This window comes from Roseateles sp. 22389, assembly GCF_052044995.1.
Classification (GTDB): Bacteria; Pseudomonadota; Gammaproteobacteria; order Burkholderiales; family Burkholderiaceae_C; genus Roseateles.
Map to the genome: position 1 here is coordinate 77,309 of NZ_JBQEOF010000021.1, position 20,053 is coordinate 97,361.

At 70.2% G+C, this 20,053-nt stretch carries 16 protein-coding genes and 1 tRNA gene; 6 read left to right on the forward strand and 11 right to left on the reverse strand.

Annotation, left to right across the window (positions count from 1 at the left end):
* Positions 1–6: 6 nt before the first annotated feature.
* Positions 7–2,511, reverse strand: coding sequence for an ABC transporter permease (locus ACTJKJ_RS22935; RefSeq protein WP_440822295.1), 2,505 nt, complete (start codon positions 2,509–2,511; stop codon positions 7–9).
* A gap of 237 nt (positions 2,512–2,748) precedes the next feature.
* Between ACTJKJ_RS22935 and ACTJKJ_RS22940 the strand changes: the two genes are divergently transcribed.
* Positions 2,749–3,648, forward strand: a complete 900-nt coding sequence (locus ACTJKJ_RS22940; protein ID WP_440822297.1) for a dioxygenase family protein — start codon at positions 2,749–2,751, stop codon at positions 3,646–3,648.
* Positions 3,649–3,713: 65 nt separating this feature from the next.
* On the opposite strand, the gene ACTJKJ_RS22945 is transcribed toward ACTJKJ_RS22940, so the two are convergent.
* From ACTJKJ_RS22945 to ACTJKJ_RS22975, 7 genes are all read right to left on the reverse strand, one after another.
* On the reverse strand, positions 3,714–4,631 hold the full coding sequence (locus ACTJKJ_RS22945) for an aspartyl/asparaginyl beta-hydroxylase domain-containing protein (RefSeq protein ID WP_183492329.1): 918 nt from the start codon (positions 4,629–4,631) through the stop codon (positions 3,714–3,716).
* A gap of 30 nt (positions 4,632–4,661) precedes the next feature.
* Positions 4,662–5,888: an MFS transporter gene (locus tag ACTJKJ_RS22950; RefSeq protein WP_440822299.1), complete on the reverse strand. Its 1,227-nt coding sequence runs from the start codon at positions 5,886–5,888 to the stop codon at positions 4,662–4,664.
* Positions 5,889–6,109: 221 nt separating this feature from the next.
* Positions 6,110–6,184: transfer RNA gene (locus tag ACTJKJ_RS22955), tRNA-Gly, on the reverse strand.
* A 47-nt stretch (positions 6,185–6,231) separates the two neighbouring features.
* Complete coding sequence (locus ACTJKJ_RS22960; RefSeq protein ID WP_440822301.1) at positions 6,232–6,969, reverse strand: SDR family NAD(P)-dependent oxidoreductase; 738 nt, start codon at positions 6,967–6,969, stop codon at positions 6,232–6,234.
* Between the two features lie 74 nt (positions 6,970–7,043).
* Positions 7,044–7,619: a TetR/AcrR family transcriptional regulator gene (locus ACTJKJ_RS22965; protein WP_440822303.1), complete on the reverse strand. Its 576-nt coding sequence runs from the start codon at positions 7,617–7,619 to the stop codon at positions 7,044–7,046.
* A gap of 111 nt (positions 7,620–7,730) precedes the next feature.
* The gene (gene dkgB, locus ACTJKJ_RS22970; protein WP_440822305.1) at positions 7,731–8,546 is read right to left on the reverse strand and encodes a 2,5-didehydrogluconate reductase DkgB; all 816 of its coding nucleotides are present in this window, start codon (positions 8,544–8,546) and stop codon (positions 7,731–7,733) included.
* A gap of 61 nt (positions 8,547–8,607) precedes the next feature.
* A complete protein-coding gene (locus tag ACTJKJ_RS22975) occupies positions 8,608–9,816 on the reverse strand; it encodes an MFS transporter (protein ID WP_440822307.1) in 1,209 nt (402 codons plus the stop codon).
* A 168-nt stretch (positions 9,817–9,984) separates the two neighbouring features.
* Between ACTJKJ_RS22975 and ACTJKJ_RS22980 the strand changes: the two genes are divergently transcribed.
* On the forward strand, positions 9,985–10,884 hold the full coding sequence (locus ACTJKJ_RS22980; protein ID WP_440822309.1) for a LysR substrate-binding domain-containing protein: 900 nt from the start codon (positions 9,985–9,987) through the stop codon (positions 10,882–10,884).
* A gap of 145 nt (positions 10,885–11,029) precedes the next feature.
* Positions 11,030–12,709 (forward strand): glycoside hydrolase family 19 protein, encoded by a 1,680-nt coding sequence (locus tag ACTJKJ_RS22985; RefSeq protein WP_440822311.1) that lies wholly within the window; start codon positions 11,030–11,032, stop codon positions 12,707–12,709.
* Positions 12,710–12,777: 68 nt separating this feature from the next.
* Here ACTJKJ_RS22985 and ACTJKJ_RS22990 read toward each other — a convergent pair whose 3' ends face one another.
* Entirely contained in the window at positions 12,778–14,256 is a 1,479-nt protein-coding gene (locus ACTJKJ_RS22990) for an NAD-dependent succinate-semialdehyde dehydrogenase (RefSeq protein WP_440822324.1), read from the reverse strand.
* Positions 14,257–14,499: 243 nt separating this feature from the next.
* Here ACTJKJ_RS22990 and alaS point away from each other — a divergent pair, with 243 nt between their 5' ends.
* Positions 14,500–17,127 (forward strand): alanine--tRNA ligase, encoded by a 2,628-nt coding sequence (gene alaS / locus ACTJKJ_RS22995; RefSeq protein WP_091734155.1) that lies wholly within the window; start codon positions 14,500–14,502, stop codon positions 17,125–17,127.
* A 123-nt stretch (positions 17,128–17,250) separates the two neighbouring features.
* On the forward strand, positions 17,251–18,000 hold the full coding sequence (locus ACTJKJ_RS23000) for a UPF0149 family protein (RefSeq protein WP_091734157.1): 750 nt from the start codon (positions 17,251–17,253) through the stop codon (positions 17,998–18,000).
* A 146-nt stretch (positions 18,001–18,146) separates the two neighbouring features.
* Here the strand turns inward: ACTJKJ_RS23000 and ACTJKJ_RS23005 are convergent, their stop codons facing one another.
* Positions 18,147–18,635 carry an SET domain-containing protein gene (locus ACTJKJ_RS23005; protein ID WP_091734159.1) on the reverse strand — a complete coding sequence of 163 codons (489 nt, stop codon included), beginning with the start codon at positions 18,633–18,635 and terminating at the stop codon, positions 18,147–18,149.
* A gap of 367 nt (positions 18,636–19,002) precedes the next feature.
* Between ACTJKJ_RS23005 and ACTJKJ_RS23010 the strand changes: the two genes are divergently transcribed.
* The gene (locus ACTJKJ_RS23010) at positions 19,003–19,578 is read left to right on the forward strand and encodes a GNAT family N-acetyltransferase (protein WP_440822315.1); all 576 of its coding nucleotides are present in this window, start codon (positions 19,003–19,005) and stop codon (positions 19,576–19,578) included.
* 62 nt (positions 19,579–19,640) lie between these two features.
* Here ACTJKJ_RS23010 and ACTJKJ_RS23015 read toward each other — a convergent pair whose 3' ends face one another.
* On the reverse strand, positions 19,641–19,946 hold the full coding sequence (locus ACTJKJ_RS23015; protein WP_091734163.1) for a hypothetical protein: 306 nt from the start codon (positions 19,944–19,946) through the stop codon (positions 19,641–19,643).
* Positions 19,947–20,053 lie beyond the last annotated feature (107 nt).

A 20,053-nucleotide genomic window follows, 5' to 3' on the forward strand; every position in this document is an offset into this window, starting at 1 on the left:
CGCTGATCAGTTGGTGTCGGCCTCGCGCAGCGTCTGCACCACCGGGCGCTGCAGCACGCCGCGCAGCGCCCACCAACCCGCGAGCTGGGCCAGCACCGCGCCGCCGATCGTCGTGCCGATCAGCACCCAGGGCTTGAACTGCCATTCGAACTCGAAGGCGTAATGCGTCAGCGCCCAGCCCAGCGCCTGCGCCGCGAGACCCGCCAGCAGACCGGCGAGCGCACCCAGCCCCAGCAACTCCGCGCGCTGCACCGCCGCCATCAGCGCACTGGACGCGCCGAAGGCCCGCATCAACGCGAACTCGCGCGTGCGCGCGTCCCGTGAACCCACCGCCGCCACCAGCAGCACCACCACGCCCAGCGCCAGCGCGACCGCGAACAGCAGCTGCACGGCCATGATCACCTGCTCCAGCACCTGCTGGACCTGGTGCAGTTCAGCCGAGACATCGATCAGCGTCAGGTTGGGGAAGGCGTTGACCAGCTTGCGATCAAGCGCCGCGGCGCCGCCCTCGCCTTGCGGCGACCGGTAGGCGGAAATGAAGCTGACCGGCAGCTCCGGCATGGCCGCATGCGGGTACAGCACGAAGAAGTTGACCCGCATCGAGCCCCAGTCCACCTTGCGCAGCGAGGTGATCCGCGAATCGACCGGCACGCCGGCGATGTCGAAGCGCAGCGTGTCGCCGAGCTTGAGCCCCAGTTGGTCCGCCAGGCCCTGCTCGACGCTGACGCCGCCTTGCTCCTCGGCGGTCCATTTGCCGCCGGAAATCTGGTTGTGCGACGGCAGTTCGGCGCTGTGGCTGAGGTTGAACTCGCGCTCGACCAGGCGCTGCGCGCGTTCCTCGGTGAAGCGGCTGGCCTGCACCGCCTCGCCGTTGATCGCGACCAGGCGGCCGCGGATCATCGGGTACCAGTCGTAGTCCTTGACGCCGGCCCGTTCGAGCTCGCCGCGGAATCCCGCGCCCTGGTCCGGCTGGATGTTGATGACGAAGCGGTCCGGCGCGTTCACCGGTGTCGCGGCACGCCAGCTCTCGATCAGGTCGGTGCGCATCAGCACCAGCAGCGCCAGCGCCAGCAGCCCCAGCGACAGCGAGCCGACCTGCAGCACCGCGAAGGCGGGCCGGGCCGCGACCTGCCGCGTCGCCAGCAGCAGCCAGCGCGGCGCGCCGGCCTGCGGCACCAGGCGCCGCAGCGCCAGCACCGCGCCATAGGCCAGCAGCGCGAAGCATCCCAGCGCGATGGCGAAGCCGCCGGTCGCGACCAGCCCCAGACGCCAATCGGCCGACAGCGCGGTGAGCACCGCCGCGAAGCCCATCACGCCGGCCAGCAGCACGGCAATCGAGCCCATCTTCGGCCGACCCAGTTCGCGCCGGATCACCCGCAGCGGCGGCACGGCCGACAGCTGCAGCACCGGCGGCAGGCCGAAGCCCAGCAGCAGGCTCATGCCCATGCCCAGGCCCAGCAGCACCGGCCAGGCGCCGGGCGCGGGCAGGTCGACCGAGATCAGGCCGGCCAGCAGCGCGATGAAGCCGTAATGCAGCAGGAAGCCGAGCAGCACGCCGATCACGCTGGCGACCAGGCCGACCGTGGCGAACTCCAGCGTGAAGACCCAGGCCAGGCGCCGCTGCGGCTGGCCGAGCACGCGCAGCATGGCGCAGTCGTCGAGATGGCGGTTGGCGAACTCGCGCGCCGCCAGCGCGACCGCGATCGCGGCCAGCAAGGCGGCCAGCAGCGCCACCAGGTTCAGGAACTTGGTCGCGCGGTCCAGCGTCTGGCGCATCTCGGGCCGGCCGGTCTCCAGCGACTCCAGCCGCACGCCGCGCCAGTGGCCGTCCTTCATCTGCTGGCGGGTCTGCGTGGTGAACTGCTGCACCGCGCTGCCCGGTTCCTGCCCCTGGCCGATCACCGCGAAACGGTAGGTGACCCGGCTGGCCGGCTGGATCAGCGCGGTGGCGGCGAGGTCCGACTGCGCCAGCATCACCCGCGGCGCGAAGTTGAGGAAACCGGCGCCCCGGTCGGGCTCATTGGCGATCTCGCCGGCGATGGTGAGCGTCGCGTCGCCCAGCAGCAGCGGATCGCCGACCTTCAGGCCCAGCGCGCTCAACACGCCTGCGTCGACCCAGACCGTGCCGGCGGCCGGCGCACCGACCTGGCGACCGTCCTTCAAGCTCAGCGCGCCGCGCAGCGGGTAGCGCGCCCCGACGGCCTTGACCGCCACCAGGCGGCTGCCGCCGCCCTGGTCCTCGCCGGCGCGCGCCATGCTCGGGAAGTTCAGCGTGTCCACGCTGCGCAGGTTCAGGCGATCGGCCAGTTGCCGCACCGCGGCAGGCGTCGGCTGGTCGCTCGCGACGACCGCGTCACCGCCCAGCAGCTGGGCCGCGTCGCGTCGCAGGCCCTGGTCCAGCCGGTCGGACAGGAAGGCCACCGCGCACACGGCAGCCACGGCCAGCATCAGGGCCAGGATCAGCAGGTGCAATTCGCCGGCGCGCGCATCGCGCCAGGTCTGCAGGGACATCTGACGCCACAGGGACGGCGGACGCCGGCCGGCCGGATCGGCGGCGGGCCGGGCCGCGGAAGCTGCAGCGGGGCCGGCAGGGTCGGCGGAGGGGGAAGACGGGTGCGCGCTCATGCGCGGACTGTAGCGAACCGCATGCCCGCCTGCTGCCGCGGGGAGACGGCCATGCAATCGGCTTGAACAGTCCGTGCAACCGGTTTTGACGATGCGGCCGGGCGCCGGGCGTTCAATGGCCCCATGAAGCCTCCCTTCCCTTCCCTGTTCGTCTCGCATGGCTCGCCGATGATCGCGCTGGAACCCGGCGAGACCGGCGCCTTCCTGCAAGGTCTCGGCCGGACGCTCGCTGCCGGCTGGGGCCGGCCGCGTGCGGTGCTGGCGATCTCCGCGCACACCACCGCGCGCGCGGCGGTGCTGCTCGGCGCGCAGCGGCACGAGGCGGTCTACGACTTCGGCGGTTTCCCGCCGGCGCTGTCCGCGCTGCGTTACGACGCGCCCGGCGATCCGGCGCTGGCCGCGCGGCTCGGCCAGACGCTGGCCTTGCCCGTCGTCGAGCACGGCGGACTGGACCACGGCATCTGGACCGCGCTGCGCTACCTGATCCCCGCGGCGGACGTGCCGGTGATCCCGTTGACGCTGACGCCGCACGCGTCGCCGGCGCAGCTGATGGCGCTCGGCGAGCAGCTGCAGGGCCTGGGCGCGGACGGGGTGCTGGTCCTGGGGACCGGCAGCATCACGCACAACCTGAGGCTGCTGATGCGCTCCGCGGTCACCGGGACCGCCGCTGGCGACGGCGTGCCGGAGATGCCGGAATCGGCCGCCTTCCGGCGCTGGTTCGCGGAGCGCTCGGCAGCCCGGGACTGGCCGGCGCTCGCGGCCTACCGGACGCAGGCGCCCAATGCGACGCTGATGCACCCGACCGACGAGCACCTGCTGCCCTGGTACGTCGCCGCCGGTGCCGGCGGCCGCGACCATGCGCCGCTGCGGATCCACGAGGGCGTCACCTTCGGCTGCCTGGGGATGGATGCCTACGCGTTCGGGCCGCAGGCCGGCGCGCTCCAGGGCGCGCTGGCGCATGCCGATGCGCCAGCCGATGCGCCGGTCGATGCGCCGGTCGATGCGCCCGCCGCGGCCTCCTGATCCACCGGTCCACCAACGACAACGGCCCCGAGGGGCCGTTGTTCATCAGGACACCGCGTCGGCGATCAGAGGAAGATCGCCGCGAGGATCCCGAGGATCAGCGCCCACTTGACGACGTAGTAGCCGAGGCGGGATCTCGCCTTGAACGCCTTGAAGAACAGGCGCACCTTGTACGCGTGATAGAAGAACTTGTTGAGGCCGCCGATGGGCTCGCTCTCCAGGTTCTGCGTCGCCGCCGAGGTCATCACCAGCTTGCCGAAGGCGCGGTTGAGCCAGCGGATCGGCGCGAAGTGGACCGGGCGCTCCACGTCGCAGAACAGGATCACGCGCTGATGCGTCGTGGTGTTCTCGGCGTAGTGGATGAAGGTCTCGTCGAACATCACGTCCTCGCCGTCCTTCCAGTGGTAGCGCTGGCCGTCGACCTCGATGTAGCAGCCCGGGTCGTTGGGCGTGGTCAGGCCCAGGTGGTAGCGCAGCGAGCCCGCGTAGGGGTCGCGGTGACGCACCAGCTTCGCGCCCGGCGGCAGCGACGCGAACATCGCTGCCTTCACGCCGGGGATCTGCTTGAGCAGCTCGACCGTGCGGGGGCACAGCGCGTTGGCCGAGGCCATGTCCCGGTCATACCACTTCAGGTAGAAGCGCTTCCAGCCGGTCTTGAAGAAGGAATTGAAGCCGATGTCGTTGTAGCCGGACGCGGCCTTGATGAAGCCCTCGTCGTTGAGCTTGAGGGCTTCCTCGCGGATCACCTGCCAGTTGTCGCGCAGCAGCTTGAGTTCGGGGAACTCGGCCGTGTTCAGGTAGGGCGTGGCGGGGGCGCGGGAGAACAGGTACATGACCGCGTTGATCGGCGAGATCAGCACGGTGAAGTCGGTGAGCGCGCGGGCCAGCTTGAAGCGGACGCGACCGCGGAAATGGGCGTACAGCGCCGAGGCGATGAAGATCGCCAGCACCCAGTAACGCGTGGGCGGCAGCCAGTCGGCCATGTGTCGGGACTCCTGAAGACAAGCGGCGGATTATCGGCGATCGAGCGCCAGCGACGCCGCCCAGAAGGCCATTCCCCCGAAGGCCAGGGCGACGCCCACCCACCCGGTGGAGGTCCAGCCGTGGCCCGCGGCGATCGCCAGCCCGCCCAGCCAGGGGCCCAGCGCATTGGCCGCGTTGAAGGCGGAATGGTTGAGCGCCGCGGCCAGCGTCTGCGCATCGCCAGCGACGTCCATCAGCCGCGTCTGCAGCACCGTGCCGAGCCCGCCGCCGCAACCGATCAGGAAGACCACCGGCAGCAGCGTCCACAGGTTGCCGGCGGCGAAGGGGTACAGGGCCAGCGACGCGGCGCTCCACAGCAGCAGCCCGCCGACGGTGGGCATCAGCGCGCGGTCGGCGGCCCAGGCGGCGCCGAGCGTGCCGGCCGTCATGCCCATGCCGAAGACGCTCAGCACCACCGGCAGCAGGCCGGGGCCGGCGCGGGTGACCTCGAGCAGCGTCGAGCCCAGGTAGGTGTAGACGGCGAACATGCCGCCGAAGCCGATCGTCGCGATGCCCAGCGTCAACCAGACCTGGCGGCGGCCGAGCGCGCCGAGCTCGCGCATCGCGCTGGCGCCGAGCTCGCGCATCGCGCTGGCGCCGGGCTGGACGCGGTCCTTCGGCGCATGCATCGCGACCAGGGCCGCCGTCAGCAGCGCCAGCAGGGTCACCACGCCGAAGCCCCAACGCCAGCCCGCCCACTGCCCCAGCGCGTTGGCCAGCGGCACGCCGACGATGGTGGCCACGGTGAGGCCGAGCATCATCAGGCTCACCGCCTGGGCGCGGCGCTGCGGCGCCACCATCGACGCCGCGACCAGCGCGCCGACGCCGAAGTAGGCGCCGTGCGGAAGCCCGCTCAGGAAGCGGAACAGCAGCATCGCGTGATACCCCGGCGCCAGCGCGCTCAGCCCGTTGCCGACGGCGAAGGCCAGCATCAGCAGGATCAGCAGCGTGCGGCGCGGCACCTGGGCGCCGAGCACCGCCAGCAGCGGCGCGCCGACGACCACGCCCAAGGCATAGGCGCTGATCACGTGGCCGGCGGCGGGGATGTCGATGCCCAGGTCCGGCGCGAAGAACGGCACCAGGCTCATCGCCGCGAATTCGGTGGTGCCGATCGCGAAGCCGCCGATCGCCAGCGCGAGCAACGCCCAACCGGTGTGGGCGCTGGGCAGGGGATCGTCGGAAAGCTCGGGCGAGGCGATCGGTGAGGCGGCGGACATGTCGGAACGGCTGAAAGAAAACGTTCAGGAAACGTTCAGCATTGCAACATGAATCGATCACCGGGACGGCGCAGGGGTTCTGGAGAGCGCCCCGAAAGCGGGGAGCGTCCGCATCGCGGCAGCCGGAATGGGGAAATCGGGGGGACAGCCCGGGCGGGCCAGGGAGCCAGCGGAACCCAAGGGAGGAGACCCAGCACCGCGCGACGAGCGGCGCGCGTGGGTGGAGCGGGCGAAGGGAGTCGAACCCTCGTCATTGGCTTGGGAAGCCAAGGTAATAGCCGTTATACGACGCCCGCGGTGGGAGCGGATTATGGCCCAAGCCGGCGAGGCGCCGACCCAGGCCTCACAGCATGTACCCCCCATCGATGGTCAGGCTCGTGCCAGTCATGTAGCCCGACTCGGGCCCCGCGAGGAAGGACACCAACGCGCCGATCTCGCCCGGCCGGCCCATGCGGCCCATCGGCAGCTTGTCCTTGAGGTAATCGGCGAACGGCGCGGTCATGTCGGTCTCCACGGGCCCCGGCTGGACGTTGTTGATCGTGATGCCTCGCGGCGCCAGGTCCAGCGCCAGGTTCTGGGCCATCGACGCGACCGCCGCCTTGGTCATCGCGTAGACGCTGGAGCCAGGCGTGCCGGTACGGATCGCCGTGTTGCTGCCGATCGTGATCACGCGCCCGCCCTCGCGCATCTGCGCCACCGCCGCCTGGATCGCGAGGAAGACGCCCCGCACGTTGACGTTCAGCGACAGGTCCAGGTCCTCCAGCGACACCGCGTCGACGGTGCCATGGCGCAAGACGCCGGCATTGACCACGGCCGCGTCCAGCGGCCCCAGGCGCTCGACCGCGCGCTCGACCGCCGCGCGCAGCGCCGCCGGATCGGCGCTGTCGGCCGGGATCGCCAGCCCTCGCCCGCCGGCGGCCTCGATCGCGGTGACCACCGCCTCCGCCGCGTCCGGCCGCGACACATAGGTCAGCGCGACGTCGAAGCCATCGCTGGCCAGCCGCTGCGCGATGCCCGCGCCGATCCCGCGCGAGCCGCCGAAAACCAGCGCCACGCGGCGCGTCCGGGGTAATGTCGTCATCGCTGCTTCCTTCCTTCGATCCTCGGATCATTTACTGGAACAATCGTTCCACAATCAAGAAAAAAAAGGCGGGCTCACTTCAGAGCCCGCAAGGCAAGTCGTGCCAGGGCGCGCAGTTCGGCTTCGCCCGCGCCGCCGCGCGCGGCCAGCCGCAGCGCCGCGATCTGGGCAAACAGGAAACTCACCGCCTGGCGCGGGTCGAGCGCCGCCGAGAGCTCGCCATCGGCCTGCGCCGCGCGGACCCGATCGAGCAGCGCCGTCTGCAAGGCCTGGCCAGCCGGCGCGCGGACCTCGATCAGTTCGGCGCTGCCTTCGCTGTCGGTGCCGAACTCCTGGACCGAGCTCACGCCCAGGCAGGGCCGGTGGGCCGTGGCGGCGACGCGCTTGAGCATCCGCTCCAGGCCATCGAGGCCGGTCTTGCCCGCCTTGAGTTCGCGCAGGTGCTCGCCCGTCTCGTCGTCGGCATAACGGCGCAGCGCCGCGCAGTACAGCGGCCACTTGCCGCCATAGGTGTTGTAGAGGCTCTGCTTGCCGATGCCCATTGCGGTGGTGAGCATCTCGGCGGACGTACCCGCGTAGCCATGCTCGCGGAACAGCGCCACCGCGGCATCCAGCGCGAGCTCGGGATCGAATTGCTTGGGTCGGGCCATGCGGCGGACTGTAGCGATTCTGGAATGTCCGTTCCAGATAGAGGGGATTGGCGGCAGGGCCGCGGCGCGACGCGGTCCGCCGCCGCGATTCGCGCGACCTTGCCGCGCCGCTCAGTCCCAGGCGGGCGCGAAGTCCGGATTGGCCAGGCGCTCGCCGCGGTCCAGCGTGGCGATGCGTTCCATGTCCGCATCGTCCAGCCGCAGCGACAAGGCCTGCAGGTTGGCCGCCTGGTTGGCCGGTCGGGTGGAGGACGGGATCACCGCGAAGCCCTGCTGCAGCAGCCAGGCCAGCGAGACCTGCGCTGGCGTGGTGCCGTGTTTGGCGGCGATGTCCTGCAGCACGGGATCGGCCATGACCTTGCCGTAGGCCAGCGGCATGTAGGCCGTCACGTGCAGGCCCTGCGCCCGCGCGAAATCGACCACCGCGCGGTTCTGCAGGAAGGGATGGCACTCGACCTGGTTGGTGGCCAGCGCCGCGACGCCGACGAGCTCGATCGCCTCGCGCATCTGCGCGACGGTGAAGTTGGACAGGCCGATCGCGTGCGTCAGGCCCTGGCGCCGCGCGTCGAGCAGCGCTTCCAGCGTCTCCTTCAGCGGTACCGCGCCGCCGGGTGACGGCCAATGGATCAGCGTCAGGTCGACGGCCTCCAGGCGCAGCTTGGCCAGGCTCTCGCGCAGGCTCGGGACCAGGCGGTCACCGGTCAGCGATTCGGTCCAGACCTTGGTCGTCACGAAGAGCTCGGCGCGCGGCACGCCGCTCTCGGCGATCGCCTGGCCGACCTCGGCCTCGTTGCCGTAGATCTGGGCGGTGTCGATGTGGCGGTAGCCGAGCGACAGGCCGCTCCTGACGGCGTCGATGACGGTCTGGTCCTTCAGGCGGAAGGTGCCGAGACCGAGGGCGGGCATGGGGCGGGTGGAGGGGGTCATGGGAACTCCAGAAGGGGGAAATCGGGGGAGGAACAGGAAGGACGGCGGCGGGCGGTCGCGCTCAATGTCCGACGACGACCGGACCGGCGCCCGACGCGCGTCGCGGCAGCGGGAAGCGGCGGTCCAGGCGGCCGGCCAGCACCGTCAGCGCGAAGGCGACGAGCACCACGATCGCGCCGATCCACGGCGTGTGCAGCAGCCCGAGCCGGTCGACGATCAGGCCACCGCCCCAGGCGCCGCCGGCGATGCCGAGGTTGAACGCAGCGATGTTCAGGCCCGAGGCGACGTCCACCGCTTTCGGCGCATGGGCCTCGGCCTGCTGGACGACGTAGAGCTGCAGGCCCGGCACGTTGCCGAAGGCGAAGGCGCCCCAGGCCAGCACGGTCAGCACCGCGGCGATCGGCGAGTGCGCGGTGACGCTGAGCACGAACAGCACCACGGCCAAGCCGAGGAAGATGCGCTTGAGGGCGCCGACCGGACCGCGCCGGTCGGCGAGCCTGCCGCCCCAGACATTGCCGAAGGCCACCGACACGCCATACACGAGCAGCACCAGGCTGACCCCGTTGGCCGAGATGCCGCTGACCTGCTGCAGGATCGGCGCGAGGTAGGTGAAGGCGATGAACGAACCGCCGTAGCCGACGGCCGTCATCGCATAGACGAGCAGCAGGCGCGGCTGGCGCAGCGGCTCGAGCTGCTGCAGCAGGCGGGCCGGCGCGGGCTGGGCCAGCTGGCGCGGCACGAAGGCCAGGCTGGCGACGAAGGCGACCAGGCCCAGCGCGGCGACGGCCAGGAAGGTGGCGCGCCAGCCGAAATGCTGGCCGACGAAGGTGCCCAGCGGCACGCCCGTGACCAGCGCGACGGTCAATCCCGAGAACATCGTGGCGATGGCGCTGGCCGCCTTCTCACGGGGCACCAGGCTGGTGGCGATGGTCGAGCCGATCGAGAAGAACACGCCGTGCGCCAGGCCGGTCAGCACGCGCGCGACGACCAGCGCGCCGTAACCGGGCGCCAGCCACGCCAGCAGGTTGCCGGCGGTGAACAGCAGCATCAGCGCCAGCAGCAGCTGCTTGCGCGGCCAGCGGCCCGACAGCGCCGTGAGCACCGGCGCGCCGATGGCCACGCCCAGCGCGTAGAGCGAAACCAGCAGGCCCGCGGAGGGAAGGCTGACGCCGAGGTCGGCGGCCATGGTCGGGATCAGGCCCACGATGACGAATTCCGTGGTCCCGATGGCGAAGGCGCTGACGGTCAGCGCCCAGAGGGCGATCGGCATGAGGAGGACTCCTGCGGTGAGGGGACGAGGGGCGCCAGTGTGCGCATTCGCCCCTTGCAGAAAAAGCCTCGAACGGCCAAATGATTTTTGCCTCTATCGCAAATATGATGCCGTGATCCCCGGGGCGCGGCCGGCCTCGGGCCCGACCTTGGACAGGAGCGCCCGCCCATGAAGAGCACCCTCGACGAACTCGCCGTCCTCGCCGCGATCGTGGACGCCGGCTCGATCAGCGCGGCCGCGGAGCAGCTCGGGCAGGCGGTCTCGGCCGTCAGCCGGGCGCTGAGCCGGCTCGAGCAGAAGCTGGGCACGACGCTGATGCGACGCTCGACGCGCCGCCTGGAACTGACCGAGGAGGGCCAGTTCTTCCTGGCCCGCGCCCGCAAGGTGCTGGCCTCGGTCGAGGAGGCGGAGGAGCAGCTCGCCCTGCGCCGCGACCAGCCGGCCGGGCGGCTGCGCATCAATGCCGCTTCGCCCTTCATGCTGCATGTGCTGGTGCCGCTGATCGGCGGCTTCCGCGAACGCTTCCCGCAGATCGAGCTCGAGCTCAACAGCAGCGACCAGATCATCGACCTGCTGGAGCAGCGCACCGATGTCGCGCTGCGCATCGGCACGCTGGCGGATTCCTCGCTGCATGCGCGGCCGCTGGGCAGTTTCCGGCTGCGCGTGCTCGCCAGTCCGGCTTATCTGGCGGCGCACGGTCGGCCCACCAAGGTCGAGCAGCTGAGCGCGCATGGGCTGCTCGGCTTCACCGCGCCGGAGAGCCTCAACACCTGGCCCCTGCGCTGGTCCGGCGGCGAGGGGTATCCGATCAGCGCCACGCTTAGCGCGTCCAGCGGCGAGACCCTGCGCCAGCTCGCCCTCGCCGGCCAGGGGCTGGTGACGCTCTCGGACTTCATGACGACGCAGGACCGCGCCGACGGGACGCTGGTGCAGGTGCTGGCGCCGCACACCGTCGACACCCGCCAACCGGTGCACGCGGTCTATTACCGCAACACGGCGCTGGCCTCCCGCATCAGCTGCTTCCTCGACTACCTGGCCGAGCGCATGGCCGTGTTGCAGGGCGCCTGAAGCGCGCGTGGCGGGCCGCCCCCCCTGGAGAAGCAGTGCCCCACCTCTCCGTGCGATAGCCCTCGCCGACAGACGCAGATGGGCGGAATGGTGCCCGGCCGCCCGCGCCGCGAGCATCTCGGCTCCCTCACTACGGAGCCGAGCCATGACGCTCTCCTTCCCCCGTCTCCCTCTCCTCGCGCGGTCGATCGTGCCGCCGCTCCTTGCCACTTCCGCCCTCCTGGTCGGCGCGGGTCCGGCCGTCGCGGCGGACGGCGCCACGGGTGGCCACGTGCTGAAGCAGTCGGCCTTGCTCGCCGACGAAGCGCGCCTCACCAACGGTCCGCTCATGACGGCGATCAAGCGGGCGATCGCCACGCTGCCCAATGAGCAGGTCGAAGCGATCGTCCCCAATCGCAGCGCGAACCCCGCCAACGTCCGGCGCGTCGAGCGCCTGATGTCCAGCGCCGACTGGGACTATCTGTTCCCGCTGCGCGCGCCCGAGTACACCTATGGCGGCTTCCTGCGCGCGATCGGCAAGTTCCCGGCGGTCTGCGGCGACTACACCGACGGCCGGGATGCCGACGCCATCTGCCGCAAGACCCTGGCGACGATGTTCGCCCACTTCGCGCAGGAAACCGGGGCGCACGAGAGCTACCGCCCCGAACCCGAATGGCGCCAGGGCCTGCGCTGGGTGCGCGAGATGGGCTGGACCGAGGAGATGCGCGGCGGCTACAACGGCGAGTGCAACCCGGCCACCTGGCAAGGCAAGACCTGGCCCTGCGGCACCTTCGCCAACGGCGACTACAAGAGCTACTTCGGCCGCGGCGCCAAGCAGCTGTCCTACAACTACAACTACGGCCCGTTCTCGCTGGCGATGTTCGGGTCCGTGCGCCCGCTGCTGGACAAGCCGGAACTGGTCGCCGACACCTGGCTGAACCTGGCCAGCGCGGTCTTCTTCTACATGTACCCGCAGCCGCCCAAGCCGCCGATGCTGTTCGTCGTCGACGGCACCTGGCAGCCCAATGCGCGCGACCTGGAGAACGGCCTCAAGCCCGGCTTCGGCGTGACCACGCAGATCATCAACGGCGGCGTCGAATGCGGCGGCTCGGTGGAGGTCGCGCAATCGCTGAACCGGATCAGCTACTACCGCGCGTTCGCCGCCCACTTCAAGGTGGCGGTCCCCGCCGATGAAGTGCTCGGCTGCAAGGGCATGAAGCAGTTCGACGAAGGCGGCGCCGGCGCCACCCCGATCTACTGGGAGCAGGACTACCGCTGGGTTCCGACGAATCCGGAGGGTCGCAGCTACGCCTGCAAGCTGGTCGGCTACCAGACGCCGCATTCGGCGCTGACGGCCGGGGACTACGTGGCCTGCGTCAAGCACCACTTCCCCGACGCCACCATCGTCGATGACCGCGTCCAGATCTGGGGCAGCAACGACCGCAAGGGCACGCTGGATACCGTCTACGAGTACCAGAATCCCTACACCCGCCAGACCGAGTACTTCAGCCTGCAGGGCCTGGGCAGCGACGGTCGCTACTGGTACTTCCCGACCGACAAGACCAACAACCGCTTCTGGGTCTACCTGGGCACGGACAAGACCGAGGCGCTGGCCGCCAACGGCCGGATCGCCGCGCTCCAGTCCTGGGGTGCCAATGATCGCAAGGCGGCGATCGGCGACCGCTTCCGCTACCTGAACCCGCACAAGGCGGGCCTGCCGATGGAGGTCTACGAGCTCCGCGCCACGGGTTCCGACGGCCGCTACTGGTACTTCCCGACGACGTCCAGCGCCAACACGTACTGGACCTATGTCGGCCCCGCGGTGACGAGCGCCGGCTCGCGCTGACCTGCCGGTCCGCTGATCCGTTGATCCACTGATCGCGGAACGGCGACCGCACCGGNCCGCCGGCCACATCAGCGATTGACGTCGCCGATGCACAGGTATTTGGTCTCGACGTATTCGTCGATGCCCTGGTGCCCGCCCTCGCGCCCCAGCCCCGACTGCTTCACGCCGCCGAACGGCACCTCCGCCGACGAGATCAGCCCCGTGTTGATGCCCACCATCCCGGACTCCAGACCCTCCGCCACGCGGTAGATGCGGCCGATGTCACGGCTGAAGAAGTAGCTCGCCAGCCCGAACTCGGTGGCGTTGGCCATCGCGATGCCCTCGGCCTCGGTGGTGAAGCGGAACACCGGCGCCACCGGCCCGAAGGTTTCCTCGCGCGCGCACAGCATCTCGGACGTCGCCTCGGACAGCACCGTCGGCTGGAAGAAGCGGTCGTGCAGCCGCGCGCCGCCCACCAGCACCTTGGCGCCCTTGGCCACGGCGTCGGCGAGATGGCGCTCGACCTTCTCGATGGCGGCGTCCTCGATCAACGGTCCCTGCGTCACGCCGGGCTCGAAGCCGTTGCCCACCTTCAGGCCACCCACCTTCTCCGCCAGCTTCGCCACGAAGGCGTCGTAGACCCCGGCCTGCACGTACAGCCGGTTCGCGCAGACGCAGGTCTGGCCGGCGTTGCGGTACTTGCTGGCGATCGCACCCTCGACGGCACTGTCCAGGTCCGCGTCGTCGAAGACCAGGAAGGGCGCGTTGCCGCCCAGTTCCAGCGACAGCTTCTTGATCGTCGGCGCGCACTGCGCCATCAGGATCCGGCCGACCTCGGTGGAGCCGGTGAACGAGAGATGCCGCACCATCTCGTTCTCGCACAGCACCCGGCCGATGGCGATCGAGTGCTCGCCGTCGCCGGTGACCACGTTCAGCACCCCGGCCGGCATGCCGGCGCGCTGCGCCAGTTCGGCCGCGGCCAGCGCGGTCAACGGCGTCTGCTCGGCCGGCTTGATCACCACCGGGCAACCGGCCGCCAGCGCCGGCGCGACCTTGCGGGTGATCATCGCCAGCGGGAAGTTCCACGGCGTGATGGCGGCGCACACGCCCACCGGCTGCTTGATGACCAGGGTGCGCTTGGACGCGTCGGTGGTCGGCACCACCTCGCCGCGCACGCGCTTGGCCTCCTCCGCGAACCATTCGACGAAGCTCGCGCCGTAGACGATCTCGCCGCGCGCCTCGGCCAGCGGCTTGCCCTGCTCGGCCGTCAGGATGCGCGCCAGGTCGTCGGCATGCTGGATCAGCAGGTGGTACCAGCGCATCAGGATGGCCGCGCGCTCCTTGGCCGTCTTCGACCGCCAGGCCGGCCAGGCGGCGTTCGCGGCGGTGATCGCCGCGTCGGCCTCCGACGCTCCGAGGTTGGCCACATGCGTCAGCAGCGCGCCGGTGGCCGGATCATCGACGTCGAAGCGGCTCGCGCCGCCGACCCATTCGCCGTTGATCAGCGCGTCGGTCTTGAGCAGGCTCGGATCCTTGAGCTGTGCCAGCGGGGAGGTCTTGGGGTCCATCGTCGCCATGTCCATGCTCCGTGTCTCTGTCCGGGAAAGGCCGGCATCCTAGCCGCGCCATGCCGGCCGCCATGTCAACGCCGCGTCAACGGGCTCGGCTCCCTATAATCGAAAGCTTCGCGAAATCAAGCGTTTGGCCCCGTTCTCCGGCAAACCGCGCACCCGCGAAGACACAAACTGATTCATGTCGCAGCGACGTCTGCGCCACACCGCACCGCCAGGCCCATCAAGCAAAGGACAGGCATGAAAGCCGCTGAGATCCGCAACACCTTCCTGAAGTTCTTCGAATCCAAGGGCCACCAGATCGTCGCGTCGAGCCCGGTCGTGCCCGGCGACGACCCGACGCTGCTGTTCACCAACGCGGGCATGAACCAGTTCAAGGACGTGTTCCTGGGCTTCGACAAGCGCGCCTACACCCGCGCCACGACCGCGCAGAAGTGCATCCGCGCCGGCGGCAAGCACAACGACCTGGACAACGTCGGCTACACCGCGCGCCACCACACCTTCTTCGAAATGCTGGGCAACTTCAGCTTCGGCGACTACTTCAAGAAGGATGCGATCGCCTATGCCTGGGAACTGCTGACCCAACACTTCAAGCTGCCGGCCGAGAAGCTGTGGGTCACCGTCTATTCCGAGGACGACGAAGCCTACGAGATCTGGAACAAGGTCGTCGGCGTGCCCGCCGAGCGCATCGTGCGCATCGGCGACAACAAGGGCGGCCGCTACATGTCCGACAACTTCTGGATGATGGGCGACACCGGCCCCTGCGGCCCCTGCACCGAGATCTTCTACGACCACGGTCCCGACGTCGCCGGCGGCCCCCCGGGCTCGGCCGAGGAGGATGGCGACCGCTACATCGAGATCTGGAACAACGTCTTCATGCAGTTCAACCGGACTGAAGACGGCGTGATGCACAAGCTCCCGAAGCCCAGCGTCGACACCGGCATGGGCCTGGAGCGCCTGGCCGCGGTGCTGCAGCATGTGCACTCGAACTACGAGATCGACCTGTTCGTGAACCTGCTGGCCGCGGCCAAGCAGGCCGTCGACGGCGCCGGCGCCGGTGACTGCGACAAGGACTCGCCGTCGCTGAAGGTCATCGCCGACCACATCCGGGCCTGCTCCTTCACCGTCGTCGACGGCGTGATCCCGGGCAATGCCGGCCGCGGCTACGTGCTGCGCCGCATCGCCCGCCGCGCGATCCGCCACGGCTACAAGCTGGGCGCCCGCACGCCGTTCTTCCACAAGCTGGTGGCCGCGCTGGCCAGGGAGATGGGCGACGCCTACCCCGAACTGCGCCGCGACGAGGCCCGCGTCACCGAGGTGCTGAAGCAGGAAGAGGAGCGCTTCTTCAAGACCATCGCCACCGGCATGGAACTGCTGGAATCGGCGCTGGCCGGCGGCGCGAAGCAGGTCGACGGCGAGACCGCCTTCAAGCTGCACGACACCTACGGCTTCCCGGTGGACCTGACCGCCGACGTCTGCCGCGAACGCGGCGTGACCGTCGACGAGGCCGGCTTCAACCGCCTGCTCGAGGAGCAGAAGGACCGCGGCCGCCAGGCCGGCAAGTTCAAGATGGCGCAGGGCCTGGCCTACACCGGCGCGGCCACGACCTTCCACGGCTATGAGCACCTCACGCGCGAGGACGCCAAGGTCGTCGCGCTGTACGTCGACGGCTCCGCGGTGCAGAGCGCCGATGCCGGCGACGACGTCGTCGTCGTGCTGGACCACACCCCCTTCTATGCCGAGAGCGGCGGCCAGGTCGGCGACGCCGGCGAGCTGCGCAACGCGAGCACCCGCCTGGTCGTGGACGACACGCTGAAGATCCAGGCCGACGTGTTCGGTCACCATGCCCAGGTCGTCGAGGGCTCGGTCAAGGTCGGCGACAGCTTCGTCGCCAAGGTCGACACCGAACGTCGCGCCAAGACCGTCCGCAACCACAGCGCGACCCACCTGATGCACAAGGCGCTGCGCGAGGTGCTGGGCGCGCACGTCCAGCAGAAGGGCTCGCTGGTCAATGCCGAGCGCACCCGCTTCGACTTCGCCCACACCGCGCCGATGACGGCCGAGGAAATCCGCAAGGTCGAGGCCATCGTCAATGCCGAGATCCTGGCCAACGCCGACACCGACGCCAGCGTCATGGCGCTGGACGACGCGCAGAAGAGCGGCGCGATGATGCTGTTCGGCGAGAAGTACGGCGAGACCGTGCGCGTGCTGAGCATCGGTTCGTCGAAGGAACTGTGCGGCGGCACCCACGTGCATCGCACCGGTGACATCGGCCTGTTCAAGATCGTCGCGGAGAGCGGCGTCGCCGCCGGCATCCGTCGCGTCGAAGCCGTGACCGGCGATAACGCGCTGCACTACCTGCAGTCGCTGGAGTCGACGGTGCAGGCCGTGGCCGGCACGCTGAAGGCCGCGCCGGCCGAACTCGAGCCGCGCGTGCACGCCGTGTTGGAGCAGGTCCGCGCACTGGAGAAGGAACTGGCCGCCGCCAAGAGCAAGCTGGCCTCCGCGCAGGGCGACGAGCTGCTGTCGCAGGCGGTCGACGTCAAGGGCCTGAAGGTGCTGGCGGCCACGCTGGTCGGCGCCGACGCCAAGACGCTGCGCGAGACCATGGACAAGCTCAAGGACAAGCTCAAGACCGCCGCGATCGTGCTGGCCGCCGTCGATGGCGACAAGGTGCAGCTGGCGGCCGGCGTGACGGCCGATTCGATCGGCAAGGTCAAGGCCGGCGAGCTGGTGAACTTCGTCGCCCAACAGGTCGGCGGCAAGGGCGGCGGCAAGCCGGACCTGGCCATGGCCGGTGGCACCGATGCCAAGGGTCTGCCCGCCGCGCTGGCCAGCGTGCAGGCCTGGGTCGGCGAACGCGTCTGACACACAAGCGGTGCAGACTCCGGGTGGCGGCGGTTATCGAACCGCCCGGCCTGGCGCGCTGACGAACCCTCTTCTTCAAGGGCCCCGGTCGGGCCCTTGTCGTTTCATGCAACTGGAGTAGCAATGACTGACACCCCGATGGCCGACGAGTTCGGCGACTCGATTGACGTCGAGAACGCGCAGCGCCTCGGCGAGCTGCTGGCCGTGCTGGCCGGCCAGGCTGATCCGGATGCCCCGGCGATCACGCTCGACACGCTGGATGGCTACCTGACCGCCCTGCGCGTCGGCCCTTCGGACGCCGCGCCGATCCAGGCGATGGACGCGCTGTTCGGCGAGGACTGGCCCGCCGGCCTGGACGAGGAGGACCTGACCGACGCGTTCATGGAAGCGCTGCACGTGCGTTGGAACGAGATCGGCGACAGCCTCGAGCCGCAGCCGCTGCTGGAGGCGCCCGAGCAGATGCACCTGACGCCGCTGATTTCCGAATTCGATGAGGAAACCAAGGCCGAGTTGGTCGCGCAAGGCGCGATCACCGCCGAACTGCTGGAGCGCATGCCCGCGCCCGGCGCGATGTGGGCCCAAGGCTTCCTGCAGGCGGTCGAGGACACGCACGCCTGGACGCTGCCGGACGGCGACGGCGCCGACGACCTGCGGCTGATGCTGGAGGCGGTCGAGGCGGTGACGCTGGCGGCGGACTCGACGCCCCGCGCGGCCTACATCGAGAAGGCCTATGAAGAACCGGACGGCATCGACCAGAACGCGCTGATCGACGACATGCTCTTCACCGTGCAGGACCTGCGCCTGTTCTGGATGCAGCAGCGGGTGCTGAAGGATGCGATCTCCGGCCTGGCGGGCGACGACTCGACGCACTGAGCCTCCCACGGACATCACACCGCCCACCGAACGCCGGCCTCGCGCCGGCGTTGTTCATGGTGCCGGCGGAGGGGCCTCGACGGCCTGGTTCGGCCTCGGCCTGCCCGCGCGGTTCGTCCTTCCCAGGGCCCAGCGCGCCTTCAGCGTCAGAGCCGGCCCTTGCAATTCGGCGCGCCGCAGCGGCAACGCAATCGGCCCTCGTGATGGCTCTCGCCGTAATCGGCGCAGATCTCCTCGCCGGGCGCGATGTCGCGGATCGCGTAGAACTCGGCCCGTCCCTGCCGGATGCGCAGCACCGCGTTGGGCGCGCAGCTGTGATTGACGTGGCGCAGCGCGCAGTCGGACTTCGTCGCGTCGATCGCCGTCTTGTCGGTCACCTCGACGACGTGGATGCGGCGTCGACCCTCGATGCGCCGGCGGGCTTCGCGCACCGGCACGATCTCGCCGCGCATTTCGCCGATCTTGAGCCGCGCCGGGATCGGCTCGGCGGCAAACACGCCCAGGCCATCGATCGGGCTCTTGTCCACGGTGAGCGCAAAGCGCTCGGCCGGCTGCGGCTCGCCCTTGCGACGCGCCGGTGCCTCGGTGGCGACGGCTGCGGCGGGGACGGGAGCGACGGAACTCAGTCGAGGCATGAAGACGAGGCGCGGTCCTGGCCGCGGAGAATCGGGAAAGGCGCATTGTCGCGCCGTTGCCACTCGCCGCCGGGCGCCGCCGGAAGTTCGCGGTTGACGGCCGCGACGCACGTCCAAGATACTGGCCCGCATGTCCCTCGCGAACCGCACCGTCTTCGTCGTCGTCCAGCCGTGCTGCATGTGCCTGATGCATGCGCACCTGAGCGCACGCCAGCCGGGGCAGCGTCGATCGCGGTAGACCCTCCCCCCACGGATCCGGACCTCGACGTCCACCACCAGGATCCCCGACTCCCCCCGACAAGGCCCGCGTTACCCGCGGGCCTTGTCGCTTTCCGCCCTCGGTCCTTCACCCCACCAGGAGACCCCGATGCAGACCCCGCCCTCTTCCCCCCGCGACCTCCGGGTCGCCGATGGCCTGACGCTGAGGCGCCCGCGCGTCGAGGACGCCCGTGCCCATGCCGAGCTGATGGGCCATGCCGGCGTGCAACCCTGGCTGCTGCAGACGCCTTACCCCTCGGAACTGCAGTGGCAGGAGCGCTTCGGCAAGGCGCCCGACACCAGCAGCGGCGAACTGGTGCTGCTGGCCTTCGATGGCGACCGCCTGGTGGGATCCGCCGGCTTGCATCCGGTCGGTCCGCAGGCCCGCCGTCGTCACGCGATGATGCTCGGCATCGGCGTGCATCCGGACGCGCACGGCCGCGGCGTCGGCTCGGCGTTGATGGACGCGCTGGTGCGTCACGCGGACGACTGGCTGGGCTTGCAGCGCATCGAGTTGACCGTCTTCGTCGACAACCTGCGGGCGATCCGCTTGTACGAGCGCTTCGGCTTCGAGCACGAGGGGCGTCTGCGCGGTTTCGCGCTTCGCGAGGGTCGCTACGTCGATGCGTTCACGATGGCGCGCCTGCATCCGCGGCCGCCGGTGATGGAACGCTCCGAGGGATGAAATCAGGCGGCGCCACGCGGCGCCGCTTGTCCGGGCCGGCCCGGGGCGCGCGCCCTGTGCGATCAGTCCATCGAGACGAGCGCGCCTTCGGCGCTGCGCCGCTGGGTTTGCGCATGCAAGTCACCGTCGGAGGCGCGGCCTTGCGGTTGGGAGGAGCTGTCGGTGCTGCGGTCGGGAACCGCGGGCTGGGGGGCTGGCGGACGGCTGGGCTGCCGCTTGCCGGTGATCAGCAGGCGAGCCAGCTTGACGACCTCGCTGGCCTGCGCCGGAGCGGCGGGCAGGAGCAAGGCAACGCCCAGCAGGGCGGCCCCCAGCAGGGCCAGAGGATGCCGGTGGGCGGTCTGCGCTTGTCGTTGTCGGCTCTGCATGGTCTCCCCGCGCGAATCTGGATCTTGGCGTCGATGGTGGAGTATCGAAAGTCAGCCCCCTCGCCGCCAGAGGCTGGCGACGAATTGCGCCCTGGAGCGGCTGACTT

What these genes read in the sequence shown, in the direction of transcription:
- ACTJKJ_RS22935 (WP_440822295.1), bottom strand. Translation starts at nt 2,511, where the DNA reads ATGTCCCTGCAGACCTGGCGCGATGCGCGCGCCGGCGAATTGCACCTG.
- ACTJKJ_RS22940 (WP_440822297.1), top strand. Translation starts at nt 2,749, where the DNA reads ATGAAGCCTCCCTTCCCTTCCCTGTTCGTCTCGCATGGCTCGCCGATG.
- alaS (WP_091734155.1), top strand. Translation starts at nt 14,500, where the DNA reads ATGAAAGCCGCTGAGATCCGCAACACCTTCCTGAAGTTCTTCGAATCC.
- ACTJKJ_RS23010 (WP_440822315.1), top strand. Translation starts at nt 19,003, where the DNA reads ATGCAGACCCCGCCCTCTTCCCCCCGCGACCTCCGGGTCGCCGATGGC.
- ACTJKJ_RS23015 (WP_091734163.1), bottom strand. Translation starts at nt 19,946, where the DNA reads ATGCAGAGCCGACAACGACAAGCGCAGACCGCCCACCGGCATCCTCTG.
- ACTJKJ_RS22965 (WP_440822303.1), bottom strand. Translation starts at nt 7,619, where the DNA reads ATGGCCCGACCCAAGCAATTCGATCCCGAGCTCGCGCTGGATGCCGCG.
- ACTJKJ_RS22975 (WP_440822307.1), bottom strand. Translation starts at nt 9,816, where the DNA reads ATGCCGATCGCCCTCTGGGCGCTGACCGTCAGCGCCTTCGCCATCGGG.
- ACTJKJ_RS22960 (WP_440822301.1), bottom strand. Translation starts at nt 6,969, where the DNA reads ATGACGACATTACCCCGGACGCGCCGCGTGGCGCTGGTTTTCGGCGGC.
- dkgB (WP_440822305.1), bottom strand. Translation starts at nt 8,546, where the DNA reads ATGACCCCCTCCACCCGCCCCATGCCCGCCCTCGGTCTCGGCACCTTC.
- ACTJKJ_RS22990 (WP_440822324.1), bottom strand. Translation starts at nt 14,256, where the DNA reads ATGGACCCCAAGACCTCCCCGCTGGCACAGCTCAAGGATCCGAGCCTG.
- ACTJKJ_RS23005 (WP_091734159.1), bottom strand. Translation starts at nt 18,635, where the DNA reads ATGCCTCGACTGAGTTCCGTCGCTCCCGTCCCCGCCGCAGCCGTCGCC.
- ACTJKJ_RS23000 (WP_091734157.1), top strand. Translation starts at nt 17,251, where the DNA reads ATGACTGACACCCCGATGGCCGACGAGTTCGGCGACTCGATTGACGTC.
- ACTJKJ_RS22950 (WP_440822299.1), bottom strand. Translation starts at nt 5,888, where the DNA reads ATGTCCGCCGCCTCACCGATCGCCTCGCCCGAGCTTTCCGACGATCCC.
- ACTJKJ_RS22985 (WP_440822311.1), top strand. Translation starts at nt 11,030, where the DNA reads ATGACGCTCTCCTTCCCCCGTCTCCCTCTCCTCGCGCGGTCGATCGTG.
- ACTJKJ_RS22945 (WP_183492329.1), bottom strand. Translation starts at nt 4,631, where the DNA reads ATGGCCGACTGGCTGCCGCCCACGCGTTACTGGGTGCTGGCGATCTTC.
- ACTJKJ_RS22980 (WP_440822309.1), top strand. Translation starts at nt 9,985, where the DNA reads ATGAAGAGCACCCTCGACGAACTCGCCGTCCTCGCCGCGATCGTGGAC.